At 67.3% G+C, this 18,574-nt stretch carries 16 protein-coding genes; 7 read left to right on the top strand and 9 right to left on the bottom strand.

The window, feature by feature from the left end:
- Positions 1 to 211 precede the first annotated feature (211 nt).
- The 6 genes from AC07PT_RS13830 to AC07PT_RS13805 form a co-directional block, all read right to left on the bottom strand.
- A complete protein-coding gene (locus tag AC07PT_RS13830; RefSeq protein WP_494656977.1) occupies positions 212 to 952 on the bottom strand; it encodes a tyrosine-protein phosphatase in 741 nt (246 codons plus the stop codon).
- A gap of 67 nt (positions 953 to 1,019) precedes the next feature.
- Positions 1,020 to 1,880 carry a pseudouridine synthase gene (locus tag AC07PT_RS13825; RefSeq protein ID WP_494656975.1) on the bottom strand — a complete coding sequence of 287 codons (861 nt, stop codon included), beginning with the start codon at positions 1,878 to 1,880 and terminating at the stop codon, positions 1,020 to 1,022.
- Positions 1,877 to 3,127 (bottom strand): M20 family metallopeptidase, encoded by a 1,251-nt coding sequence (locus AC07PT_RS13820; RefSeq protein ID WP_492347830.1) that lies wholly within the window; start codon positions 3,125 to 3,127, stop codon positions 1,877 to 1,879. The genes AC07PT_RS13825 and AC07PT_RS13820 overlap by 4 nt, the downstream gene beginning before the upstream one ends.
- Positions 3,128 to 3,137: 10 nt before the next feature.
- A complete protein-coding gene (uraD, locus tag AC07PT_RS13815) occupies positions 3,138 to 4,919 on the bottom strand; it encodes a 2-oxo-4-hydroxy-4-carboxy-5-ureidoimidazoline decarboxylase (RefSeq protein ID WP_494656974.1) in 1,782 nt (593 codons plus the stop codon).
- Positions 4,920 to 4,921: 2 nt separating this feature from the next.
- Positions 4,922 to 5,884: an allantoinase PuuE gene (puuE, locus tag AC07PT_RS13810; RefSeq protein WP_492347832.1), complete on the bottom strand. Its 963-nt coding sequence runs from the start codon at positions 5,882 to 5,884 to the stop codon at positions 4,922 to 4,924.
- A 37-nt stretch (positions 5,885 to 5,921) separates the two neighbouring features.
- Positions 5,922 to 6,596 (bottom strand): GntR family transcriptional regulator, encoded by a 675-nt coding sequence (locus AC07PT_RS13805; RefSeq protein ID WP_494656973.1) that lies wholly within the window; start codon positions 6,594 to 6,596, stop codon positions 5,922 to 5,924.
- Positions 6,597 to 6,727: 131 nt separating this feature from the next.
- On the opposite strand from AC07PT_RS13805, the gene uraH reads away from it, so the two are divergent.
- The gene (gene uraH, locus AC07PT_RS13800) at positions 6,728 to 7,078 is read left to right on the top strand and encodes a hydroxyisourate hydrolase (RefSeq protein ID WP_492347834.1); all 351 of its coding nucleotides are present in this window, start codon (positions 6,728 to 6,730) and stop codon (positions 7,076 to 7,078) included.
- 13 nt (positions 7,079 to 7,091) lie between these two features.
- Here uraH and AC07PT_RS13795 read toward each other — a convergent pair whose 3' ends face one another.
- Positions 7,092 to 7,658, bottom strand: coding sequence for a hypothetical protein (locus AC07PT_RS13795; protein WP_492347835.1), 567 nt, complete (start codon positions 7,656 to 7,658; stop codon positions 7,092 to 7,094).
- Positions 7,659 to 7,763: 105 nt separating this feature from the next.
- On the opposite strand from AC07PT_RS13795, the gene xdhC reads away from it, so the two are divergent.
- The 3 genes from xdhC (at position 7,764) to AC07PT_RS13780 (ending at position 11,433) form a co-directional block, all read left to right on the top strand.
- A complete protein-coding gene (gene xdhC, locus AC07PT_RS13790) occupies positions 7,764 to 8,597 on the top strand; it encodes a xanthine dehydrogenase accessory protein XdhC (protein WP_492347836.1) in 834 nt (277 codons plus the stop codon).
- Between the two features lie 216 nt (positions 8,598 to 8,813).
- Positions 8,814 to 10,016 carry a urate hydroxylase PuuD gene (locus AC07PT_RS13785; RefSeq protein WP_492347837.1) on the top strand — a complete coding sequence of 401 codons (1,203 nt, stop codon included), beginning with the start codon at positions 8,814 to 8,816 and terminating at the stop codon, positions 10,014 to 10,016.
- Between the two features lie 16 nt (positions 10,017 to 10,032).
- Complete coding sequence (locus tag AC07PT_RS13780) at positions 10,033 to 11,433, top strand: 8-oxoguanine deaminase (RefSeq protein ID WP_494656972.1); 1,401 nt, start codon at positions 10,033 to 10,035, stop codon at positions 11,431 to 11,433.
- 19 nt (positions 11,434 to 11,452) lie between these two features.
- Here the strand turns inward: AC07PT_RS13780 and AC07PT_RS13775 are convergent, their stop codons facing one another.
- On the bottom strand, positions 11,453 to 13,237 hold the full coding sequence (locus AC07PT_RS13775; RefSeq protein WP_494657039.1) for a GGDEF domain-containing protein: 1,785 nt from the start codon (positions 13,235 to 13,237) through the stop codon (positions 11,453 to 11,455).
- A gap of 223 nt (positions 13,238 to 13,460) precedes the next feature.
- On the opposite strand from AC07PT_RS13775, the gene AC07PT_RS13770 reads away from it, so the two are divergent.
- On the top strand, positions 13,461 to 14,831 hold the full coding sequence (locus AC07PT_RS13770; RefSeq protein ID WP_492347839.1) for a glycerate kinase type-2 family protein: 1,371 nt from the start codon (positions 13,461 to 13,463) through the stop codon (positions 14,829 to 14,831).
- An 18-nt stretch (positions 14,832 to 14,849) separates the two neighbouring features.
- On the opposite strand, the gene AC07PT_RS13765 is transcribed toward AC07PT_RS13770, so the two are convergent.
- Complete coding sequence (locus AC07PT_RS13765) at positions 14,850 to 15,758, bottom strand: LysR family transcriptional regulator (protein ID WP_492347840.1); 909 nt, start codon at positions 15,756 to 15,758, stop codon at positions 14,850 to 14,852.
- 161 nt (positions 15,759 to 15,919) lie between these two features.
- Here AC07PT_RS13765 and gcl point away from each other — a divergent pair, with 161 nt between their 5' ends.
- Both gcl and hyi read left to right on the top strand, forming a co-directional pair.
- A complete protein-coding gene (gcl, locus tag AC07PT_RS13760; protein WP_492347841.1) occupies positions 15,920 to 17,710 on the top strand; it encodes a glyoxylate carboligase in 1,791 nt (596 codons plus the stop codon).
- Between the two features lie 53 nt (positions 17,711 to 17,763).
- A complete protein-coding gene (gene hyi, locus AC07PT_RS13755; RefSeq protein WP_494656971.1) occupies positions 17,764 to 18,540 on the top strand; it encodes a hydroxypyruvate isomerase in 777 nt (258 codons plus the stop codon).
- Positions 18,541 to 18,574 lie beyond the last annotated feature (34 nt).

The raw sequence follows: 18,574 nt of genomic DNA, 5'->3' as shown, positions 1-18,574 counted from the left end.
ACAGGGTTTTCACGTGGGAACGGGCGGCCTTGAGGCACCGGAATGGTGAGCCTTGGGGCGGTGTGCACTGTTTTGAGGCCATCGGCCCGACGGGCTGGGCCGTGATGGTGCAGGCCGGTCGGCCCAGGTGGCGGACAGCCGGAAAGAGCGCAATGCGTGGCGAGGGACTCAGGTGAGGGCGGTGCCACACCGGCCCATCAGCATCGCTGACTTAAATCAGGTAGAGCGATTCGAGTTGGCGCACTTCGGCGGGCCCCACGCCTAGCACGTCCTGCAGGTAGGGTGTCAGGCCGCCGTGGTGCTGCTGCACGGTGTCCAGGGCTGCGTCGAGAAAGCTGGGCTGCACGCGCCAGATGACGCGCATCACCTCTTCGGGGCCCTGCCCGATCAAACCCGTGGGGCGCTGGTACAACTCATTGGTCAGCAGGTAGTCGTGCAGAACGACGGGCTGCTCCACGCCCAGCGCATGCAGGATCAGGGCGGCGGCAAAGCCGGTGCGGTCCTTGCCGGCGGTGCAGTGGAAGACCAGGGGCTGGTCGTTTTCCAGCAGCAGTCGGAACAGTTCTGCAAAGCGGGGTGAGTTGTGCAGCACGAAGTCGCGGTAGGTCTGCTCCATCAGTTCGGCGGCATGTTCCGGTGTGAGGCGCTCCCCCCGGTCCTGCAAAGCCTTGGCGCGTTGTACCACCGTGGGCTCGATCGACAGCGCGTGCTGCTGCACGCCGGGCAGGTCGTAGGCCTGCGCGGCGCGTTCGCCCTGGCCTCTGAAGTCGACCGTGCGCGTGACCCCCAGCGCCTGCAATCGGGCCTGATCCGCGGGCGTGAGGTGGGCCAGGTGATCCGAGCGGTAGATGCGGCCCGGGCGCATGGCCCGGCCACCCCGGGCGGGGTAGCGCCCCAGGTCACGGAAGTTGCTGGCGCCGCTCAGGCGCTGGGACAGGGGGGCGTAGGTCATGAAGCGGTGTGGGCAGGTCAGTGAATGTCAATCGTCCTGCATGTTATCGCCCCGCACGATCCCTTGGTCAGGTCCTTGTCTCACAGGTGTCCAGACCCGGGCGGGCTGGCTCATCGGCCTGCCAGGCCGGGTGTTGCCGCAAGGCTTGCCAGGCCAGAAGGTCGGGGGGCACGGGCTGATCGGTGGGTGAGCCGGTGTCCAGCAGCCCGCTTGAGAAGTGCAGCCACTCGCCGCTGATGGGGTGGGGGATGTCGAGGGTGGCCGCATGCAGCCACAGGCGTTGCAGGCCCAAACGCTCGGCCCACCAGCGGTTGACGGCCCCCTTGCCGTGGGTGGCGTCGCCGATGATGGGGTGGGCCAGGTGCTTGAGGTGACGGCGGATCTGGTGGCGTCGCCCGGTGCTGGGCCAGGCCTGGACCATCGACAGGCGGCTGGCTGGGTAGCGCGGGTCGGCCGGTGCCTGGCCGGGCTCGGGCGGCAAGGCCAGCGTGGCCAGGCGCTCGAAACGGGTGTGGGCCTCTTGCACGGGGGCATCGGGCGGGGCGTCGTCGGGGCGCAGGGCGTGGTCGACCTCGATCGCCCGGGGGGCCCAGCCCCGCACCACGGCCAGGTAGTGCTTGCGGGTGCGGTGCGCCTCGAAAGACTGCGACAGGGCGCGCGCGGCCTCGCTGTGCAGCGCCATCACCAGCACGCCGCAGGTGCCCTTGTCGAGCCGGTGCACCGGAAACACGTGCTGGCCCAGTTGGTCGCGCAGGGCCTGCATCACAAAGCGGGTTTCGCCTGCGTCCAGCCCGGTGCGGTGCACCAGCCAGCCCGCCGGCTTGTAGACGGCCACCAGGTGCTCATCGCGCCACAGCACGGTGAGCGGGGGTGGGGTGTCCACGGGCACGATCAGCCCGGTCGTGGCCGTGGCGGTGGTGCCGCTCAAGCCAGCAGGTCGCTCAGGGCCCGGGCCATCACCTTGGTGGCGGCGCGCAGGTCGTTCAGGTCAAGGCGTTCGTCGGCGCGCTTGGCATGTGATTCGAGCACGGTGCGCGGGCCGGCGCCGTAGATCACGCCGGGGATGCCGCGCTCCACGTACAGGCGCACGTCGGTGTACAGCGGGGTGCCCACGGCGGGCACGTCTTCGCCCAGCACTGCCTTGGCGTGTTGCTGAATGGCGTCCACCAGGGGTTTGTTGCCGGCCAGCGGGGTCATCGAGCGGGCCAGCAGCAGGCGCTTGATCTCGACGCTGATGCCGGGGCGCTGCGCGGCGGCCTGTTCGATCACCTCGCGGATGCGGGCTTCCACCTCGACCGGGTTCTCTTCGGGGATCATGCGGCGGTCCAGCTTGAACATCACCTTGCCCGGCACCACGTTGGTGTTGGTGCCGCCTTCGATGCGGCCCACATTGAGGTAAGGGTGGTTGATGCCGGCCACCTGCGAGCTCACCTGCAGGTACTCGGTGTTCTGGGCGTACAGCGCGTTCAGGATGTGCACGGCGCCTTGCAGGGCATCGACGCCGGTGTGGGGCACGGCCGCATGGGCCATCTTGCCGTGCACGGTCACTTCCATCTGCAGGCAGCCGTTGTGCGCGGTGACCACCTCGTGCGAGAAGCCGGCGGCCACCATCAGGTCGGGCTGGGTCAGCTGGTTCTTCAGCAGCCAGCCCGGGCCCAGTTCGCCGCCAAATTCTTCGTCGTAGGTGAAGTGCAGCTCCACCGCCCCCTGGGTGGGGCGGGCCACGGCCTCCAGGGCGCGCAAGGCAAAGGTGAAGCTGGCGAAGTCGCTCTTGCTGACCGCGGTAGCGCGGCCGTACATCTTGCCGTCCACGATCTCGGCCCCGTAGGGGTCGTGGGTCCAGCCCTCGCCCGGGGGCACCACGTCGCCGTGGGCGTTCAGGGCAATGGTGCGGCCGCTGCCCGCCGGGCCGAAGGGGCGGCGCACGATCAGGTTGGTGATGCTTTGCATGCCGTAGGCCTGCACCTCGGCGGCGGGCACAGGGTGCTTCTCGGCCTCATAGCCGAAGGCCTGCAGCAGTTCGGCGGTGCGTTCTGCGTGCGGGGCGTTGTTGCCGGGCGGTGTGTCGGTGGGCACCTGCACCAGCGCTTGCAGAAAGCGCACTTCATCGTCGAAGTGGGCATCGATCCAGGCGTCGAGGGCGGCGTAGCGGGGGGTGTTTTGAACGTCGGTCATGGTGTCGGGCTCAGGCGGGGGTGGCTTGCGGTGCGAAGTGGTTCAGGACATGGGCAAAGGCGTCGACGGCCAGTTGCATGTCTTCGTTGGTGCTCGATTCGAGCGGGTTGTGGCTGATGCCCGAGTTGAGTCCGCGCACGAACAGCATGGCCTGGGGCATCACCTCGTGCAGCTTCATGGCGTCGTGGCCGGCGCCGCTGGGCATGCGGAACACCGGCAGGCCCAGGGCGCTGACGGCCGCCTCCCAGTGCTGCTGCAGGGCCGGGGCGCTGGGGGCTGCGGCGGCCCGCATGGTCTCTTCCAGGGTGTGGCGCAGGCCGCGGCGTTCGCAGATGGCGGCCAACTCGGCCAGCACATCGTGCGCCAGGGCGTCGCGCTGGGTATCGTTGGGCGCGCGCAGGTCGAGTGAGAACTTGCAGCGCCCCGGCACCACGTTGATCGACCCGTTGGGCACTTGCAACTGGCCGATGGTGCCTACCGAGTCGCCGTCCTGGGCCGCCCGCTTTTCAACGTACAGCGCGAGTTCGGCCACCGCGGTGGCGGCGTCGCGGCGGCGGTCCATGGGGGTGGTGCCCGCGTGGCTGGCCATGCCGATCACCTCACCGAGGTAGCGCACGCTGCCGTTGATGGAGGTGACCACGCCCAGGGGCAGGTCTTTCTCATTCAGGACCGGGCCCTGTTCAATGTGTACCTCGATGAAGCCCAGGTAATCGGCCGGTTGGCGCTTGAGTTTGGCGATGTCATCGATGCACAGGCCGGCGTGCCGCATGGCCTCGCGCATCGTGATGCCGTCGGCGTCCTGCTGGTCCAGCCACTCAGGCTTGAAGTCGCCGATCAGCGCGCCTGAACCCAGGAAGGTGGCCTTGTAGCGCTGGCCTTCCTCTTCGGCGAAGCCGATCACCTCCAGGCCAAAGGGCAGGCGTCGGCCCTGCGCCTTGAGCTGCTGCACGCAGGCCATGGGCACGAAGATGCCCAGCCGCCCGTCGTACTTGCCGCCATTGCGCACGGTGTCGTAATGCGAGCCGGTCATCAGATAGGGGGCGCCGGCCGTGGCGGGGTGGTAACGGCCCACCACGTTGCCCACGGCATCGATCCCGACTTCGTCAAAGCCGGCTTCGCGCATCCAGTGGGCAATGCGCTGGGCGCAGGCGCGGTGGGCGTCGGTGAGGTAGGTGACGGTGAGCTGGCCCAACTCGGCAAAGCCGGGGTCTGAGTGCTGGGCTAGCTTTTCCTGCCAGTCCCACACCAGATTGCCTTGTACCGGCTCGACACCGAACTTGTCGTTGAGGCGGATTTCGGCGATGCGGTGGATGTTGCGCAGGCATTCGGCCAGCTCGAAGTCGGGGTGGTTGTGCAGTCGCCGCTCGAAGGTCTCGATGATCTCGTGCCGGCCCAGGCCCAGGCCGCGGGGGCCCCGCACGGCCAGGATGAAGGGGAAGCCGAAGCGCGCGTTGTAGTCGGCATTGAGCTGCTGGATGCGGGCAAACTCTTCAGGGGTGCAGTCGGTCAGGCCGGCCTTGCCCTGCTCGTGGGTCGATTCGGCGGTCAGGCTCTTGCTGACCATGGCCTTGCCTGCCAGCTCGGGGTGGGCCCGGATCAGGCCCAGTTGGGCCTCGCGTCCGGCCTGGCTGACGACCTGGGTCAGCGCGTGCTTGAGTTGGGCCAGCGATTGGAAGGGGCGCTGCGGCAGCACGCGTTCGACGATCCAGGGCGAGTGCTCGTACAGGCCGTCCAGCCATTGCAGGGCCTGTTCGGGGCTGGCGGTGTTGAATTCGGCAAGGGTGAGGGCCATGGTCAGCCTGCTTTCTGTTCGCTAAAGGGATGCACCTGCTGCCAGTGGCGGGCAATGTCGATGCGGCGGCACACCCAGACCTTGTCGTGGCGCTGGATGTGGTCGAGAAATTTTTGCAGCGCCACCATGCGCCCAGGGCGGCCCAGCAGGCGGCAGTGCATGCCGATGCTCAGCATCTTGGGGCGGTTCTCGCCGGCGGGGTCGCCTTCGGCGTACAGGCAGTCAAAGCTGTCGCGCAGGTAGGTGAAGAAGTCGTCGCCCTGCGAAAAGCCCTGTGGCAGCGAAAAACGCATGTCGTTGGTGTCCAGGGTGTAGGGCACGACCAGGTGCGGCACCACGGCGCCGTCGCTGCGTTCGACCTTCATCCAGAACGGCAGGTCGTCGCCGTAGTAGTCGCTGTCGTAGTCAAGCCGGCCGTCGTCCACCACCAGGCGGCGCGTGCGCGGGCTGTCGCGGCCGGTGTACCAGCCGGTGGGGCGCTGTCCGGTGAGCTTCTCGATGGCGTCCAGCGCCACGCGCATGTGTTCGCGCTCGGTGGCCTCGTCGATGTTCTGGTAGTGGATCCAGCGCCAGCCGTGGCAGGCGATCTCGTGGCCCAGGTCGACAAAGGCCTGGGTCAACTCGGGGTGGCGCTGCAGCGCCATGCCGACACCGAAGATGGTCATGGGCAGGCCGCGCTTCTCGAACTCGCGCAGGATGCGCCACACCCCCGCCCGCGAGCCATACTCGTAGATGCCTTCCATGCTCATGTGGCGGTCGGGGTAGCTGGCCGGGTTGAACATCTCGGACAGGAACTGCTCCGAGCCGGCGTCGCCGTGCAAGGTGGCGTTCTCGCCGCCTTCCTCGTAATTCAGCACGAACTGGACCGCAATGCGGGCCTGGCCCGGCCACTGGGCGTGGGGCACATCGCGGCCGTAGCCGATCAGGTCGCGGGGGTAGGGCTGGGTGGTGTCGTAAGGCTTCATGGGCGGGCTTGGGGAGGGCTGACGGGTGGGGTGAAGTTCAGGACAGGGCCATGGACAGGTCGCTGGTGGGCAGCTTGCGGTCGAAGGTGAGGCTTTCCTCGACATGGGTCAGGTGATCGTTCATGAGTTGCACCGCCAGGGCTTCGTCGCGCGCAGCCAGCGCCTTGACGATCTCGCCGTGCTCCTCGTGGGAGTGTTCGGCCGCACTGGCCGACTGGTACATCAACGTGATCAGGGCGCAGCGCGAAATCAGTTCACCCAGCAATTGGGCCAGTACCTCGTTGCCCATCAGCTCGGCCATGCGCACATGGAAGTCGCCCAGCAGTTCGGTGCGACCGGAGGCGTCGCCCTCTTGCACAGCGGCTTTTTCGCGGGCCACATGCTCGCGCAAGGCCTTGATCTTGCTAGGGGTGACCTCACGCACAAAGGCGCGTGTCATTTCAGCCTCCAGCATGCGCCGTACAGCGAAAACCTGCCGGGCCTCGGTGACTGAGGGCGCTGCGACAAAAGCGCCGCGTGCCGGCTCCAGCCGGATCAGGCGGTTCTGCGACAACTGGAACAGGGCCTGCCGGACCAGCGTGCGAGACACGCCGAAGTGATCCGCCAGCTTCTGTTCCGCCAGCTTGGTGCCCGGCAGCAGCCGGTGTTCGACGATGGCCCGGGTCAGGCTCTCGACGATGACGTGGGTGGTCGATGGGTTGGAGGCGTCCATGACTTCATGATAGCTGCCAATTCAAAAAGTGTATACACTTTTAGTTCACGATTGCTGCCAAGGATTGATGGCATCAACCGTCCGGTCGCCCCGGTGGCCGTCTCTTGTCTTGTCACCCGAAAGGATCACCCATGGGCCTCAGTACCCACGTTCTCGACACCATGCACGGCAGCCCGGCTGCCGGCATGGGGGTTTCGCTGTTCACCACCCAGGGCGACGACGCCACACTGGTGCGCCGCTTTGTGTTGAACGCCGACGGCCGCTCCGACGGCCCGCTGTATGACAACAACAGCCTGCGCCCGGGCACCTACCGCCTGGTGTTCGAGGTGGCCGATTACTTCCGTTCCCGTGGCGTCGACCTGCCCGAACCCCCGTTCCTGAACAAGGTCACGCTCGACTTTGGCATCGCCCATGCCGATCAGCACTACCACGTGCCCTTGTTGGTCAGCCCCTGGAGCCACTCGACCTACCGCGGCTCTTGAAGCGGATCCGGGTTCAACCGCCGCTCTGACCTTCTGTCAGGGTGTCGAGCTGGAACCGGCCGCTCTGGTCCCACAACCAGGTGTCGGTGTAGACCACCTTGCCCAGACGGGCGGGCACCGGGTAGGGGGCGGCCGCGCGCGCCGTGCGCTCGATTTCGGTGACCACCTCGGGGGCATGGCGCGGCGCGCGCATCCAGTGCAGCTGCGTGACCTGCCCCCGGCTGTCGATGCTGACCTGCAGCACCCCCACCGCGTACAACATGGGCGGCAGCTTGCCGGCGTAGATGCGCTCTGCATTGAGTTTGTAGAGGTGCTGGGCAGCGTCCACCCGATAAGCCTTGGGGGTGCTGGCCGCCGAGGCCGGGCTGATCGTGTGGACACTGCCGGTGCCTGAGGGCGTGCTGGCCGGGCCGGGCGTTTCCGCGGCGGGCGTGTTCTCGTTCAGTGGCGGCGTCGGGCCGCTGCCGCAGGCCGCCAGCAAGGCGGCCCAGGCCGTGGCCATCAGCCACAGGGGGCGGCGGATCAGGGCCGTTACGGGGTGGCTGGGCTGGTCGGTTGAGCGTGGGGCGGGTCCGTTCATGCGCGCATTGTGCCTTCGGCACTGCGCCCTGATTGTTGCCAGTCGTATCTGCCGTAAGGCCATTTTTTCTGGATGGAGGGTTTTATGACCGCAGAATCGGGGCCCATGAGCGCTCTGTCCCAACTGCTGCAAGGCCTGACTGATGAACCTGCCTGCCTGGTGCGCGTGGTGCGTACCCAGGGCTCGGTGCCCCGTGAGGTGGGTGCCTGGATGGCGGTGTGGCCCGCGACCGTGCTCGGCACCATTGGCGGTGGTCACCTGGAACTGGTGGCCACATTGGCTGCCCGAGAGGGCCTGCGCGACCCCGCGACCGCCTGGCCGCTGCAGCAGCGCCACGCCCTGGGCCCCAGTCTGGGGCAATGCTGCGGTGGGGTGGTGCACCTGAGCCTGGAGCGGGTTACTGCGGCCGATCGCGAGCGGCTGCGCACCGAACTGGCGCAAGGCGGCCAGCCCTTGGCCCTGTTTGGTGGCGGGCATGTGGGGCACGCATTGGTGCGGGTGCTGGCGCCACTGCCGTTTCGCCTGCGTTGGATCGACAGCCGGGACGGTATCTTTCCGGCCGATCTGCCCGAAAACGCGGAGGCCGAGCACTCCGATCCGGTGCAGGGGGCCGTGGCCGACCTGGTGCCCGGCTCGCAGGTGCTGGTGATGAGTTTCAGCCATGCCGAAGACCTGGACATCGTGGCCGCCTGCCTGCGTCGACAGCGTGAGCATGGTGACCTGCCATTTGTCGGGCTGATTGGCAGCCAGACCAAATGGGCCACCTTTCAGCGACGCCTTCAGGAGCGTGGCTTCACCGCCGATGAGTTGAATCACGTCACCTGTCCTATCGGTGTGCCAGGCATCAGCGGCAAGCAACCGGAGGTCATTGCCGTGGCGGTGGCGGCACAGTTATTGCAAAAGCTTCCGGGCCCTGTGGGGGCCTCGGGAAAGCCCTGACTCGGGGCCAGACGATACGTCGCCATGGTGCTCAAAAACTGTATACACTTTATCGCCTGGGGGCCGTGAAAGCGGTTCTCTTCCTGCATCCGGTCGCAGCGGAGCTGGGGTTCTTCCAACCCATGGCCGCGGCCCCAACTTCTGTTCACAGCGCCCGCAGTGGTGAGCAGACCATCAAAGTGCCGACCTGTTGGTTCAGGGGCACTGGAGTTGAGAATGGAAAGCTATTTTCTCGACTGGGCCAACCTGCTGCTGCGCTGGGTCCATGTCATCACCGCCATCGCCTGGGTGGGGTCCTCGTTCTATTTCGTCTTTCTGGACAGCAGCCTCACGCCGCCCGAAGACCCTGAATTGAAACGCCAGGGTGTCAGTGGTGAGTTGTGGGCTGTGCACGGCGGCGGCTTTTACCACCCCGTCAAGTTCGCTGTGTCGCCACCCAAGCTGCCCGGGCACCTGCACTGGTTCTACTGGGAAAGCTACAGCACCTGGTTGACCGGCTTTTCGCTGTTCACCGTTTCGTACCTCTGGAGCGCCAGCACCTACCTGATCGACAAGTCGCGCATGGATTGGGCACCCGCCGAGGCCATCGCCGTCGCCCTGGGCTTTCTGGTGGTGTTCTGGCTGTTGTACGACGGCATCTGCCGGGTGTTCGGGCAGCGCAAGAATGGCGACGCGATCGTCGGCGCTTTGGTGCTAGTGCTGGTCTGCGTGGCCTCATGGCTGGCCTGCCACTGGTTTGCCGGCCGCGCCGCCTTCTTGTTGATGGGCGCCATGATCGCCACCTCGATGAGTGCCAACGTCTTCTTCTGGATCATCCCGGGCCAGCGCACCGTGGTGCAGCAGATCAAGGATGGCCTGCCGGTCGACCCGATCCACGGCAAGCGCGGCAAGCAGCGCAGTGTTCACAACACTTATTTCACGCTGCCGGTGCTGTTTGCCATGCTGTCCAACCATTACAGCTTCACCTACACCCACCCGCAGAACTGGCTGGTGTTGATCGGCATGATGTTCGCCGGCGCGGCCATCCGCCAGTTCTTCGTGATGCGCCATGGGTACAAGCTGGGCCGCAACGCCCATCCCTGGCCGTATGCCGCCGCCGGTGTGGTGGTCCTGCTGGCGCTGATCGCCTGGCTGCGCCCGGCGCCGATGGCACCGGCCGCCGCAGCGCCGACAGCCGTGAGTTACGCTGAGGTGCAGAAGGTGTTGTCCGCCCGCTGCTACATGTGCCACGGCGAAGCCGTGCAGATGAAGAACGTGCGCCTGGATTCACCTGAGCAGGTCAAGGCCCATGCCCAGGCGGTCTACCAGCAGGCCGTGGTCACCAAGATCATGCCCATGAACAATGCCACCGGCATCACCGACGAAGAGCGCGCCTTGATCGGCGCCTGGTTCCAGGCCGGTGCTCCCACGGCCCCCTGAACCCTGCACGGCCCCCATGAGCAAAACCCTGCTGCTGCGCAACGCCCGTTGCGTGGCCACTTTTGACGAGCAGCGCCGTGAGTTGAGCGATGCTTCGGTGTTCATCCGCGGCCACCGCATCGAGGCCATCGGCCCCGCTGCCGATCTGCCCGACCAGGCCGACGAGGTGCTGGACCTGCGTGGCTGCCTGGTCACGCCCGGTCTGGTCAACACCCACCACCACATGTATCAGTCGCTCACCCGGGCGATTCCTGAGGTGCAGGACGCCGAGCTGTTTTCGTGGCTGCGCGGCCTGTACCCCATCTGGGCCGGGCTCACGCCCGAGATGGTTCAGGTGTCGACCCAGGTGGCCATGGCCGAGCTGCTGCTCAGCGGCTGCACCACCAGCAGTGACCACCTCTACATCTACCCCAATGGCGTGCGCCTGGACGACAGCATCGAGGCCGCGCAGGCCATCGGCATGCGCTTTGTCGCCACCCGCGGCAGCATGAGCGTGGGCCGCTCGCAGGGCGGCCTGCCACCCGATGAGGTGGTGGAGCGCGAGGATGCCATCCTGCGCGACACCCAGCGCCTGATCGAGCGCTGGCACGATGCCCGCCATGGTGCGATGGTGCAGGTGGCGGTGGCCCCGTGTTCGCCCTTCAGCGTCAGCCGCGACCTCATGCGCGAATCGGCCCTGCTGGCCCGGGCGCACGGCGTGCGCCTGCACACCCACCTGGCCGAGAACGACCACGACATTGCCTACAGCCGCGAAAAGTTTGGCTGCACCCCGGCCGAATACGCCGAGCAACTGGGCTGGGTGGGGCATGACGTGTGGCACGCCCACTGTGTCAAGCTGGATTCGGCCGGCCTGTCGCTGTTTGCCCGCACCCGCACCGGGGTGGCGCATTGCCCCTGCAGCAACATGCGCCTCGCCTCGGGCATCGCCCCGATCCGCCGCATGATCGACGCGGGCGTGCCTGTCGGGCTGGGGGTGGACGGCAGCGCCAGCAACGACGGCGCCCACATGCTCGGTGAGGCGCGCCAGGCCATGCTGCTGGCCCGGGTCGGGCGGGCCCTGGAGCCCTTTGGTTGCGATACCGGCCCGGCCGAGATGAAGGCCCGCGACGCGCTGGCGCTGGCCACCCGGGGCGGGGCCGAGGTGCTGGGCCGTGCCGACATCGGTTCGCTGGCGGTGGGCCAATGCGCCGACCTGGCGGTGTTCGACCTGGGCAGTCTCGACTTTGCAGGCGGCGCCGTGCACGACCCCGTGGGCGCGCTACTGCTGTGCGCCCCGGCCAAAGCCCGTCACACCGTGGTCAACGGGCGGGTGGTGGTGCGCGACGGACAGCTCACCACACTGGATCTGCCGCCGTTGATCGAACGCCATAACCGGCTGGCCCTGCAACTGGCCGTGGCGGCCTTGGGCCGGCGCTGAGCCTGCCGGCTGCGGACGCTCAGGCCGCCTGTTGCACGCCCAAGGGCCGCAAGGGTGCCGACAGCAACGGTGGCGGCAACTGGGGGCCGCGCACATGCAGGCCGCTTTGGCTCTGCTTGGCATCGTGCTTGGCCAGCGCCGCTTCGTTGGCCACCTGTTCGGCGGATTCGTACTGACCGCGCAGCACCCGCACCGCCCCGATCGACAGCGTGGTGCACGGAAAGAAGCGCTTCACGCCGTGCCGGTCTTCGGCTTCAATGCCGCCGGCCTGCCGTGCGATGTCGTCAAACAAGGCCAATGCCTCGCGCGCAAACTCCTGGATGATGGCCTCGCAGCGCTGCTGCCAGTTGTTGCTCTGGAACAGGATCATGAAGTCATCGCCGCCCACATGGCCTACAAAATCGCGCCGGGCATCGCAGTGGCTCACGCACAGCCGGGCCACCAGGCGGATCATCTCGTCGCCACGCCAGTAGCCATATTGATCGTTGAAGGGCTTGAAATGGTTCAGGTCGGCATAGCAGGCCACGAACTCGCTGCCGCTGGCCAGCAGCCGGTCGATGTGCATGCTGATGGGGATGTTGCCGGGCAGAAAGGTCAGGGGGTTGGCGTGGCGCGCGGCTTCGATCCGGGCCTCGGTCACGGAGCGGACCAACTGGTCGCCCGTTCCCAGGCCCACATAGCGGCCGTTGTCGGTGACGATGAAGCCGTCGTTCAGGTAACGCTGGTCCTGCGAGGTCAGAATGCCCACCAGTTCGTCCACGTCGTAGTCCAGCTCCACCACCCGCGGTGAATGGTTGGCATAGGCCAGGCAAGGCTTGCGCCCATGCACCTCCCGAAAGTACAGGGTGGCGTAGTGGTTCATGAACTGCTGGCGGTTGATGAGGCCCACCGGCCGTTCGCCGTCCACCACGGCCAGCGCGTGCAGTTCGGGCCGGGCCTTGAACACTTCGGCCAGCTCATTGTTGGTGCAGCTCATGGCCACGGCCGGCGCCTGGATCACGGGCAGGTGGCGCAACACCCCGGGGCGCGCGGTCTGCTGCAATTGCGGCAGCACGGATACGCGGCGGTCGTGCATCACGGTCAGCGCGGCGTCGATCACCTGCTGCGCCACCTCGCGGGCGGGGCGGCCCAGCAGGTAACCCTGGCCGTAAGCAATGCCCAGATCGCGCAGCACGCGCAGGTCATCGGTGGTCTCGATGCCTTCGGCGATCAGCACCGAGCCAAACACTTCTGAAATCCCCTTCAAGGCATTGACCACCTGCAGGCATTCGGTGCGCTGGTCCAGGGCCCGGGTGAAGTATTTGTCGATCTTCACGTAGGCCGGCTTCACCTCTGACCACAGGCGCAGGCTCGAGCGTCCGTCGCCAAAATCGTCCAGCGCCAGGGTGATGCCAGCCGCGTGCAGGTGTTGCACCGCGGCATGCAATTGCGCCATGTCTCCGACCCGCTCGTGTTCGGTGATCTCCATCACCAACATGCGGGGGGATACCCCACAGCGCCTTGCAGCCCCGATCAGCGATTCGGTCTCCTCCAGTTGCATGGCCTCGACCAGCGCGTCGGCACTGATGTTGACGAACAAGCGCCCGGGTTCGCCCGCCTGTCCCCATTGCACCAGGGCCGTGTGGACGCAGAACACCTCGAATTCGAACAGCAGGTCCTCCTGCTGGGCCAGGGCCAGCAGCACGTCCGGGCGCTCCCATTCGGTGCCGGCCGGGCCACGGATCAGGGCCTCATGGCCAAAGATCGAGCCGCTGCGCAGGTCGGCAATCGGTTGAAATACACAGTGCAGTGCCTGCTGTTCCATCAGGGTGGCCAGGCGCCCAGGTGCCAGGGTCAGGCCGTGTTCCGGCGTCGCTGCGCGGGCCACTGCCTGGGCTTCGCATGAGGATCGGTTCAAGAGCACTCCTGGGGATGGACGAAGACGGGGGATTCTGAACCGGGCCTGTGACCGGTGCATGACGCGAGGTAAAGCAGTTTTGACCCGACCAGGGGCCAAGCCGCTGCACGAGGCTTGGCACAATCGGGCCATGACCACACCCCAAGCCCCCCAACATCGCGTCGCCCTCGATCTGCAGGGCGCTGTCTGCCCCAGCCCCAGCGCTGATCCGCAGGCTTTTTTGCAGCACCTGTATGCGCAGGCCGTCTGGCGGGCGCAGCCCCTGCAAGGCTTGGCGCGCCACCTGCCCCAGCCGCCCAAGGGGCGCACCCTGGTGCTGGGGGCGGGCAAGGCCGGGGCCTCGATGGCCCAGGCGGTCGAGGCCTTGTGGCCGGCCGATGCGCCGCTGTCGGGCCTGGTGGTCACGCGCTACCACCACATCCCGCCGCGACCGGCCGGCCTGCCCGAGCGCATCGAAGTGGTCGAGGCCTCGCACCCCGTGCCCGACGCGGCCGGCCTGGCCGCGGCCCAACGCATCCTGCAACTGACCGAAGGCCTGACCGAGGACGACCTGGTGCTGTGCCTGATCTCGGGCGGCGGCTCCGCCCTGCTGACCCTGCCCGCCGAAGGGCTGAGCCTGGAGGACAAGCAGCGCATCAACCGCGAATTGCTCCACAGCGGCGCCAGCATTGGCGAGATGAACTGCGTGCGCAAGCACCTGTCGCGCATCAAGGGGGGGCGCCTGGCGGCGGCCTGCTCGCCGGCGCGGGTGCTCACGCTCACCATCAGCGATGTGCCTGGCGATGACCCTTCGGTGATTGCCAGCGGCCCCACCGTGCCGGATGCCAGCCACTGCGCCGAGGCACTGGCCATTCTGGCCCGCTACGGCATTTCGGTGCCCGCGGCGGTGCACCAGCAGTTGCAGGCCGGTGCACTTGAAACCCCCAAGCCCGGCGATGCCGTGTTCGCAGGGCACGAGGTTCAGTTGATTGCCACCCCGCGCCAGTCGCTGGAGGCCGCCGCCGAGGTGGCCCGTGCCGCCGGCATCGCGGCCTATGTGCTGTCCGACGAAATCGAGGGCGAATCGCGCGAGGTGGGCAAGGTGCACGCCGCGCTGGCACGCTCGGTGGCCCAGCATGGCCAGCCTTTTGCACGCCCCTGCGTCATCCTGTCGGGCGGTGAGACCACGGTGACAATCCGCCCGCAGCCCGCTGGCAGCCCGCGCGGGCGCGGCGGCCGTGCGGGTGAGTTCTGCCTGGGCCTGGCCCAGGCCCTGCAGGGCCAGCCACGGGTCTGGGCCTTGGCGGCGGATACCGATGGCATCGACGGTGTTGAAGACAACGCCGGTGCCTGCGTGGGCCCCGACACGCTGGCACGGGCCCAGGCCCAGGGCCTGAAAGTGGAGCAGTTTCTGGACCGCAACGACGCCTATGGTTACTTCGAGGCCCTGGGCGATCTGGTCATCACCGGCCCCACCCACACCAATGTGAACGATTTCCGGGCGCTTCTGATCCTCGATTGAGGCGCCGGCCCGGCAGGGTCATTTCAACTGCTCCCACCAGCGCGCCTCAAACCGCCCCTGCATGAAGGCCACGAAGGACGACACCTTTTGCGGCAGCAGGCGGGGCGAGGGGAACACGGCGTGGATCTCCTGCTCGGGCAACTGGCAGGTCTTGAGCACCTCCAGCACCCGGCCACTGGCCAGCGATTCGGCGGCCACATAGCGGGGCAGGGCGGCGACGCCCAGGTGGGCCCGTGCAGCGGCCAGCAGGGCCGACAGGTTGTTGGAGCGCATGCGCCCGCTCACCGGCACGTTCACCAACTCGCCCGCTGGCGTGCGCAGACGCCAGAAGTCGTCCCCCTGCACGCTGCTGTAGATCAAGGCGTCATGCCCACGCAGCTCGCTGGGCTTGCGCGGTGTGCCGTGCCGCCGCAGGTAGGTGGGCGAGGCCACCAAGGCCCAGGGGTTCTGCCCCAGGCTGCGTGCACCCAGGCCCGAGTCGGCCAGCTTGCCCAGGCGGATCGCCACGTCGATGCCCTGGGCCACCAGGTCGGTGTAGCGGTCGTCAAAGCTCAGGTCCACCTTCACCTGCGGGTGCCGGGCCATGAATTCCAGCACCAGGGGCACCACCACCCGTCTGCCGAAAGCCACCGAACTGCCCACGCGCAGCAGACCGTTCACCTGGGTCTGGCGCACCTGGACCACCTCTTCGGCCTCGCTCACCTGGCCCAGGATGGCCTTGCAACGTTCGTAGTACAGCGCACCGGGTTCGGTCAGGCTGACCCCGCGGGTGTTGCGGTTGAGCAGGCGCACCTTGAGCTGGGCCTCCAGGGCCGCCACCTGCTTGGTGACGGTGGGCTGGGTGGTGGCGAACTCTTTCGCCACCTTGGTGAAGCTGCCGGATTCCACCACCCGGACAAACAGGTTCATGGCGTCGAAACGGTCCATCGGGTTCTCCTTGCGCTCGTGCGGGGTGCCAGTGTCCGCTGCCGTCGATCCGACAGTCATTCCACCAGCGAATAAATTTTATGGTCTGCCCGGGCGTTCCGGCTCAAGCCTGCGCCGCCTAAATTTCGGCCACCCCCAGTGGGTTCACCCAAGGAGATGACATGGCAAGAATGAAGGCAATCGAGGCGGCAGTCTGCATCCTCGAGAAAGAAGGCGTGAGTGTGGCGTTCGGCGTGCCCGGCGCTGCCATCAACCCGCTGTATGCAGCGCTCAAGGCGCACGGCGGCATCGGCCACATCCTGGCGCGCCACGTCGAGGCGGCCTCGCACATGGCCGAGGGCTACACCCGGGCCGTGGCCGGCAACATCGGCGTGTGCATCGGCACCAGCGGCCCGGCCGGCACCGACATGGTCACCGGCCTGTACTCGGCCAGTGCCGATTCCATCCCCATCCTGTGCATCACCGGGCAGGCTCCGCGCGCACGCCTGCACAAGGAGGATTTTCAGGCTGTCGACATCAGTGCCATCGCCCGCCCCGTGACCAAATGGGCCACCACCGTGATGGAGCCGGCCCAGGTGCCCGGGGTGTTCCAACAGGCATTTCACCTGATGCGCTCGGGCCGACCGGGGCCGGTGCTGATCGACCTGCCCATCGATGTGCAGTTGGCCGAGATCGATTTCGACCCCGCCACCTACGCCCCCTTGCCGGCCTGGAAGCCGCAGGCCACCCGGGCCCAGGTGGAGCATGCCCTGCACCTGCTGAGCCAGGCCGAGCGGCCCTTGCTGGTGGCCGGTGGCGGCATCATCAACGCCGATGCCTGCGGCCTGCTGGTCGAGTTGGCCGAGCTGCTGCAACTGCCCGTGATCCCCACCCTGATGGGCTGGGGCAGCATCCCCGACGACCACCCGCTGATGGTGGGCATGTGTGGTCTGCAGACCAGCCACCGCTACGGCAACGCCAACCTGCTGGCCAGCGACTTCGTGCTGGGCATCGGCAACCGCTGGGCGAACCGCCACACCGGCTCGGTCGAGGTCTACACCCGAGGCCGCAAGTTTGTGCACATCGACATCGAGCCGACCCAGATCGGCCGCGTGTTTGCGCCCGACTATGGCATCGTGTCCGACGCGGGCGCCGCGCTGGCCCTGATGGTCGAGGTGGCCCGCGAATGGCGATCCGAAGGCCGCCTGTCGCCGCGCCTGGCCTGGGTGGCCGAGTGCCAGGGGCGCAAGCAGAGCGTCGACTACCTGCGCAAGACCCACTTCGACCAGGTGCCCATGAAGCCGCAGCGGGTCTACCAATGCATGAACAATGCCTTCGGTCGCGACGCCTGCTATGTGTCCACCATCGGCCTGTCGCAGATCGCGGCGGCGCAGTTCCTGCACATCTACCACCCGCGCCACTGGATCAACTGCGGCCAGGCCGGCCCGCTGGGATGGACCCTGCCGGCCGCGCTGGGGGTGCGCGTGGCCGACCCGGCCCGCCGGATCGTGGCCCTGTCGGGCGACTATGACTTCCAGTTCATGCTCGAAGAGCTGGCGGTGGGCGCGCAGTTCAAGTTGCCCTACATCCATGTGCTGGTCAACAACAGTTACCTCGGACTGATCCGCCAGGCGCAGCGCAGCTTCTCGATGGATTACTGCGTGCAACTGGCCTTCGACAACCTCAACACCGACGCTGACGAGCCCGCGCGCAGCTATGGCGTGGACCACGTCAAGGTGGTCGAGGGCCTGGGCTGCAAAGCCATCCGTGTGCACCGGCCCGAAGAGTTCGCGCCAGCGGTGCAACAGGCCGATGCCTGGATGGCCGAGCACCGCACCCCCGTGGTGATCGAGCTGCTGCTGGAGCGCGTGACCAACATCGCCATGGGCACTGAGATCGACCAGATCAACGAGTTCGAAGACCTGGCGGCCAGCGCGGCCGACGCGCCCACCGCCATCGCCATGCTGGATTGATGCCCGTCCGCCCCGCAGCCCCTCCTGCCCTGACCCAAGAGAGAACCAAACACATGCCTCGCTTTGCTGCCAACCTCACCATGCTGTTCACGGAACGGCCTTTCCTGGACCGCTTTGAAGCCGCTGCGCAAGCGGGCTTCGAGGCCGTCGAATTTCTGTTCCCCTACGCCTACGAGGCCGGCGAGATCCGTTCACGTCTGGACCGGCACCGCCTGCAACTGGTGCTGCACAACCTGCCTGCGGGCGACTGGGAGGCCGGCGAGCGTGGCATCGCCTGCGACCCGACCCGGGTGGCCGAATTCCGCGCCGGGGTCGCTCAGGCCCTGGCCTATGCCCAGGCGCTGGGGGTGCGCCAACTCAACTGCCTGGCTGGCAAGGCACCGGCCGGCGTGGCCGAACCGCTGCTGCGCCAGACCCTGGTGAGCAACCTGCGCTTTGCGGCTGGCGCGCTGCGCCAGGCCGGGCTGCGCCTGTTGATCGAGCCCATCAATCCCTTCGACATCCCGGGCTTCTACCTCACTCGCACCGACCAGGCCTTGGCCCTGCTCGACGAGGTGGGGGCCGACAACGCCTTTGTGCAATACGACATCTACCACGCCCAGCGTGTGGAGGGCGAGTTGGCCGCCACGCTGCAGCGGGCCCTGCCACGCATCGGCCACATCCAGTTGGCCGACAACCCGGGTCGGCATGAGCCTGGCACGGGCGAGATCAACTACCCCTGGTTGCTGCGCCACATCGACCACCTGGGCTATGCCGGCTGGATCGGCTGCGAATACAAGCCCGCCGCCGACACCCTGGCCGGCCTGGGCTGGCGCCGCGCCATGGCCTGAACCGAGCGCTTTCATCCCTGACCTGACAACGGAG

The organism is Curvibacter sp. GW821-FHT09D12 (assembly GCF_059416245.1).
This window is presented reverse-complemented; position numbering and strand designations above follow the sequence as displayed.

Bases quoted from the DNA above. Each gene is read 5' to 3' on its own strand.
- AC07PT_RS13775 (WP_494657039.1), bottom strand. From the start codon at position 13,237: ATGGAACAGCAGGCACTGCACTGTGTATTTCAACCGATTGCCGACCTG.
- AC07PT_RS13820 (WP_492347830.1), bottom strand. From the start codon at position 3,127: ATGACCGACGTTCAAAACACCCCCCGCTACGCCGCCCTCGACGCCTGG.
- gcl (WP_492347841.1), top strand. From the start codon at position 15,920: ATGGCAAGAATGAAGGCAATCGAGGCGGCAGTCTGCATCCTCGAGAAA.
- AC07PT_RS13770 (WP_492347839.1), top strand. From the start codon at position 13,461: ATGACCACACCCCAAGCCCCCCAACATCGCGTCGCCCTCGATCTGCAG.
- uraD (WP_494656974.1), bottom strand. From the start codon at position 4,919: ATGGCCCTCACCCTTGCCGAATTCAACACCGCCAGCCCCGAACAGGCC.
- AC07PT_RS13795 (WP_492347835.1), bottom strand. From the start codon at position 7,658: ATGAACGGACCCGCCCCACGCTCAACCGACCAGCCCAGCCACCCCGTA.
- uraH (WP_492347834.1), top strand. From the start codon at position 6,728: ATGGGCCTCAGTACCCACGTTCTCGACACCATGCACGGCAGCCCGGCT.
- puuE (WP_492347832.1), bottom strand. From the start codon at position 5,884: ATGAAGCCTTACGACACCACCCAGCCCTACCCCCGCGACCTGATCGGC.
- AC07PT_RS13765 (WP_492347840.1), bottom strand. From the start codon at position 15,758: ATGGACCGTTTCGACGCCATGAACCTGTTTGTCCGGGTGGTGGAATCC.
- xdhC (WP_492347836.1), top strand. From the start codon at position 7,764: ATGAGCGCTCTGTCCCAACTGCTGCAAGGCCTGACTGATGAACCTGCC.
- AC07PT_RS13805 (WP_494656973.1), bottom strand. From the start codon at position 6,596: ATGGACGCCTCCAACCCATCGACCACCCACGTCATCGTCGAGAGCCTG.
- AC07PT_RS13780 (WP_494656972.1), top strand. From the start codon at position 10,033: ATGAGCAAAACCCTGCTGCTGCGCAACGCCCGTTGCGTGGCCACTTTT.
- AC07PT_RS13785 (WP_492347837.1), top strand. From the start codon at position 8,814: ATGGAAAGCTATTTTCTCGACTGGGCCAACCTGCTGCTGCGCTGGGTC.
- hyi (WP_494656971.1), top strand. From the start codon at position 17,764: ATGCCTCGCTTTGCTGCCAACCTCACCATGCTGTTCACGGAACGGCCT.
- AC07PT_RS13830 (WP_494656977.1), bottom strand. From the start codon at position 952: ATGACCTACGCCCCCCTGTCCCAGCGCCTGAGCGGCGCCAGCAACTTC.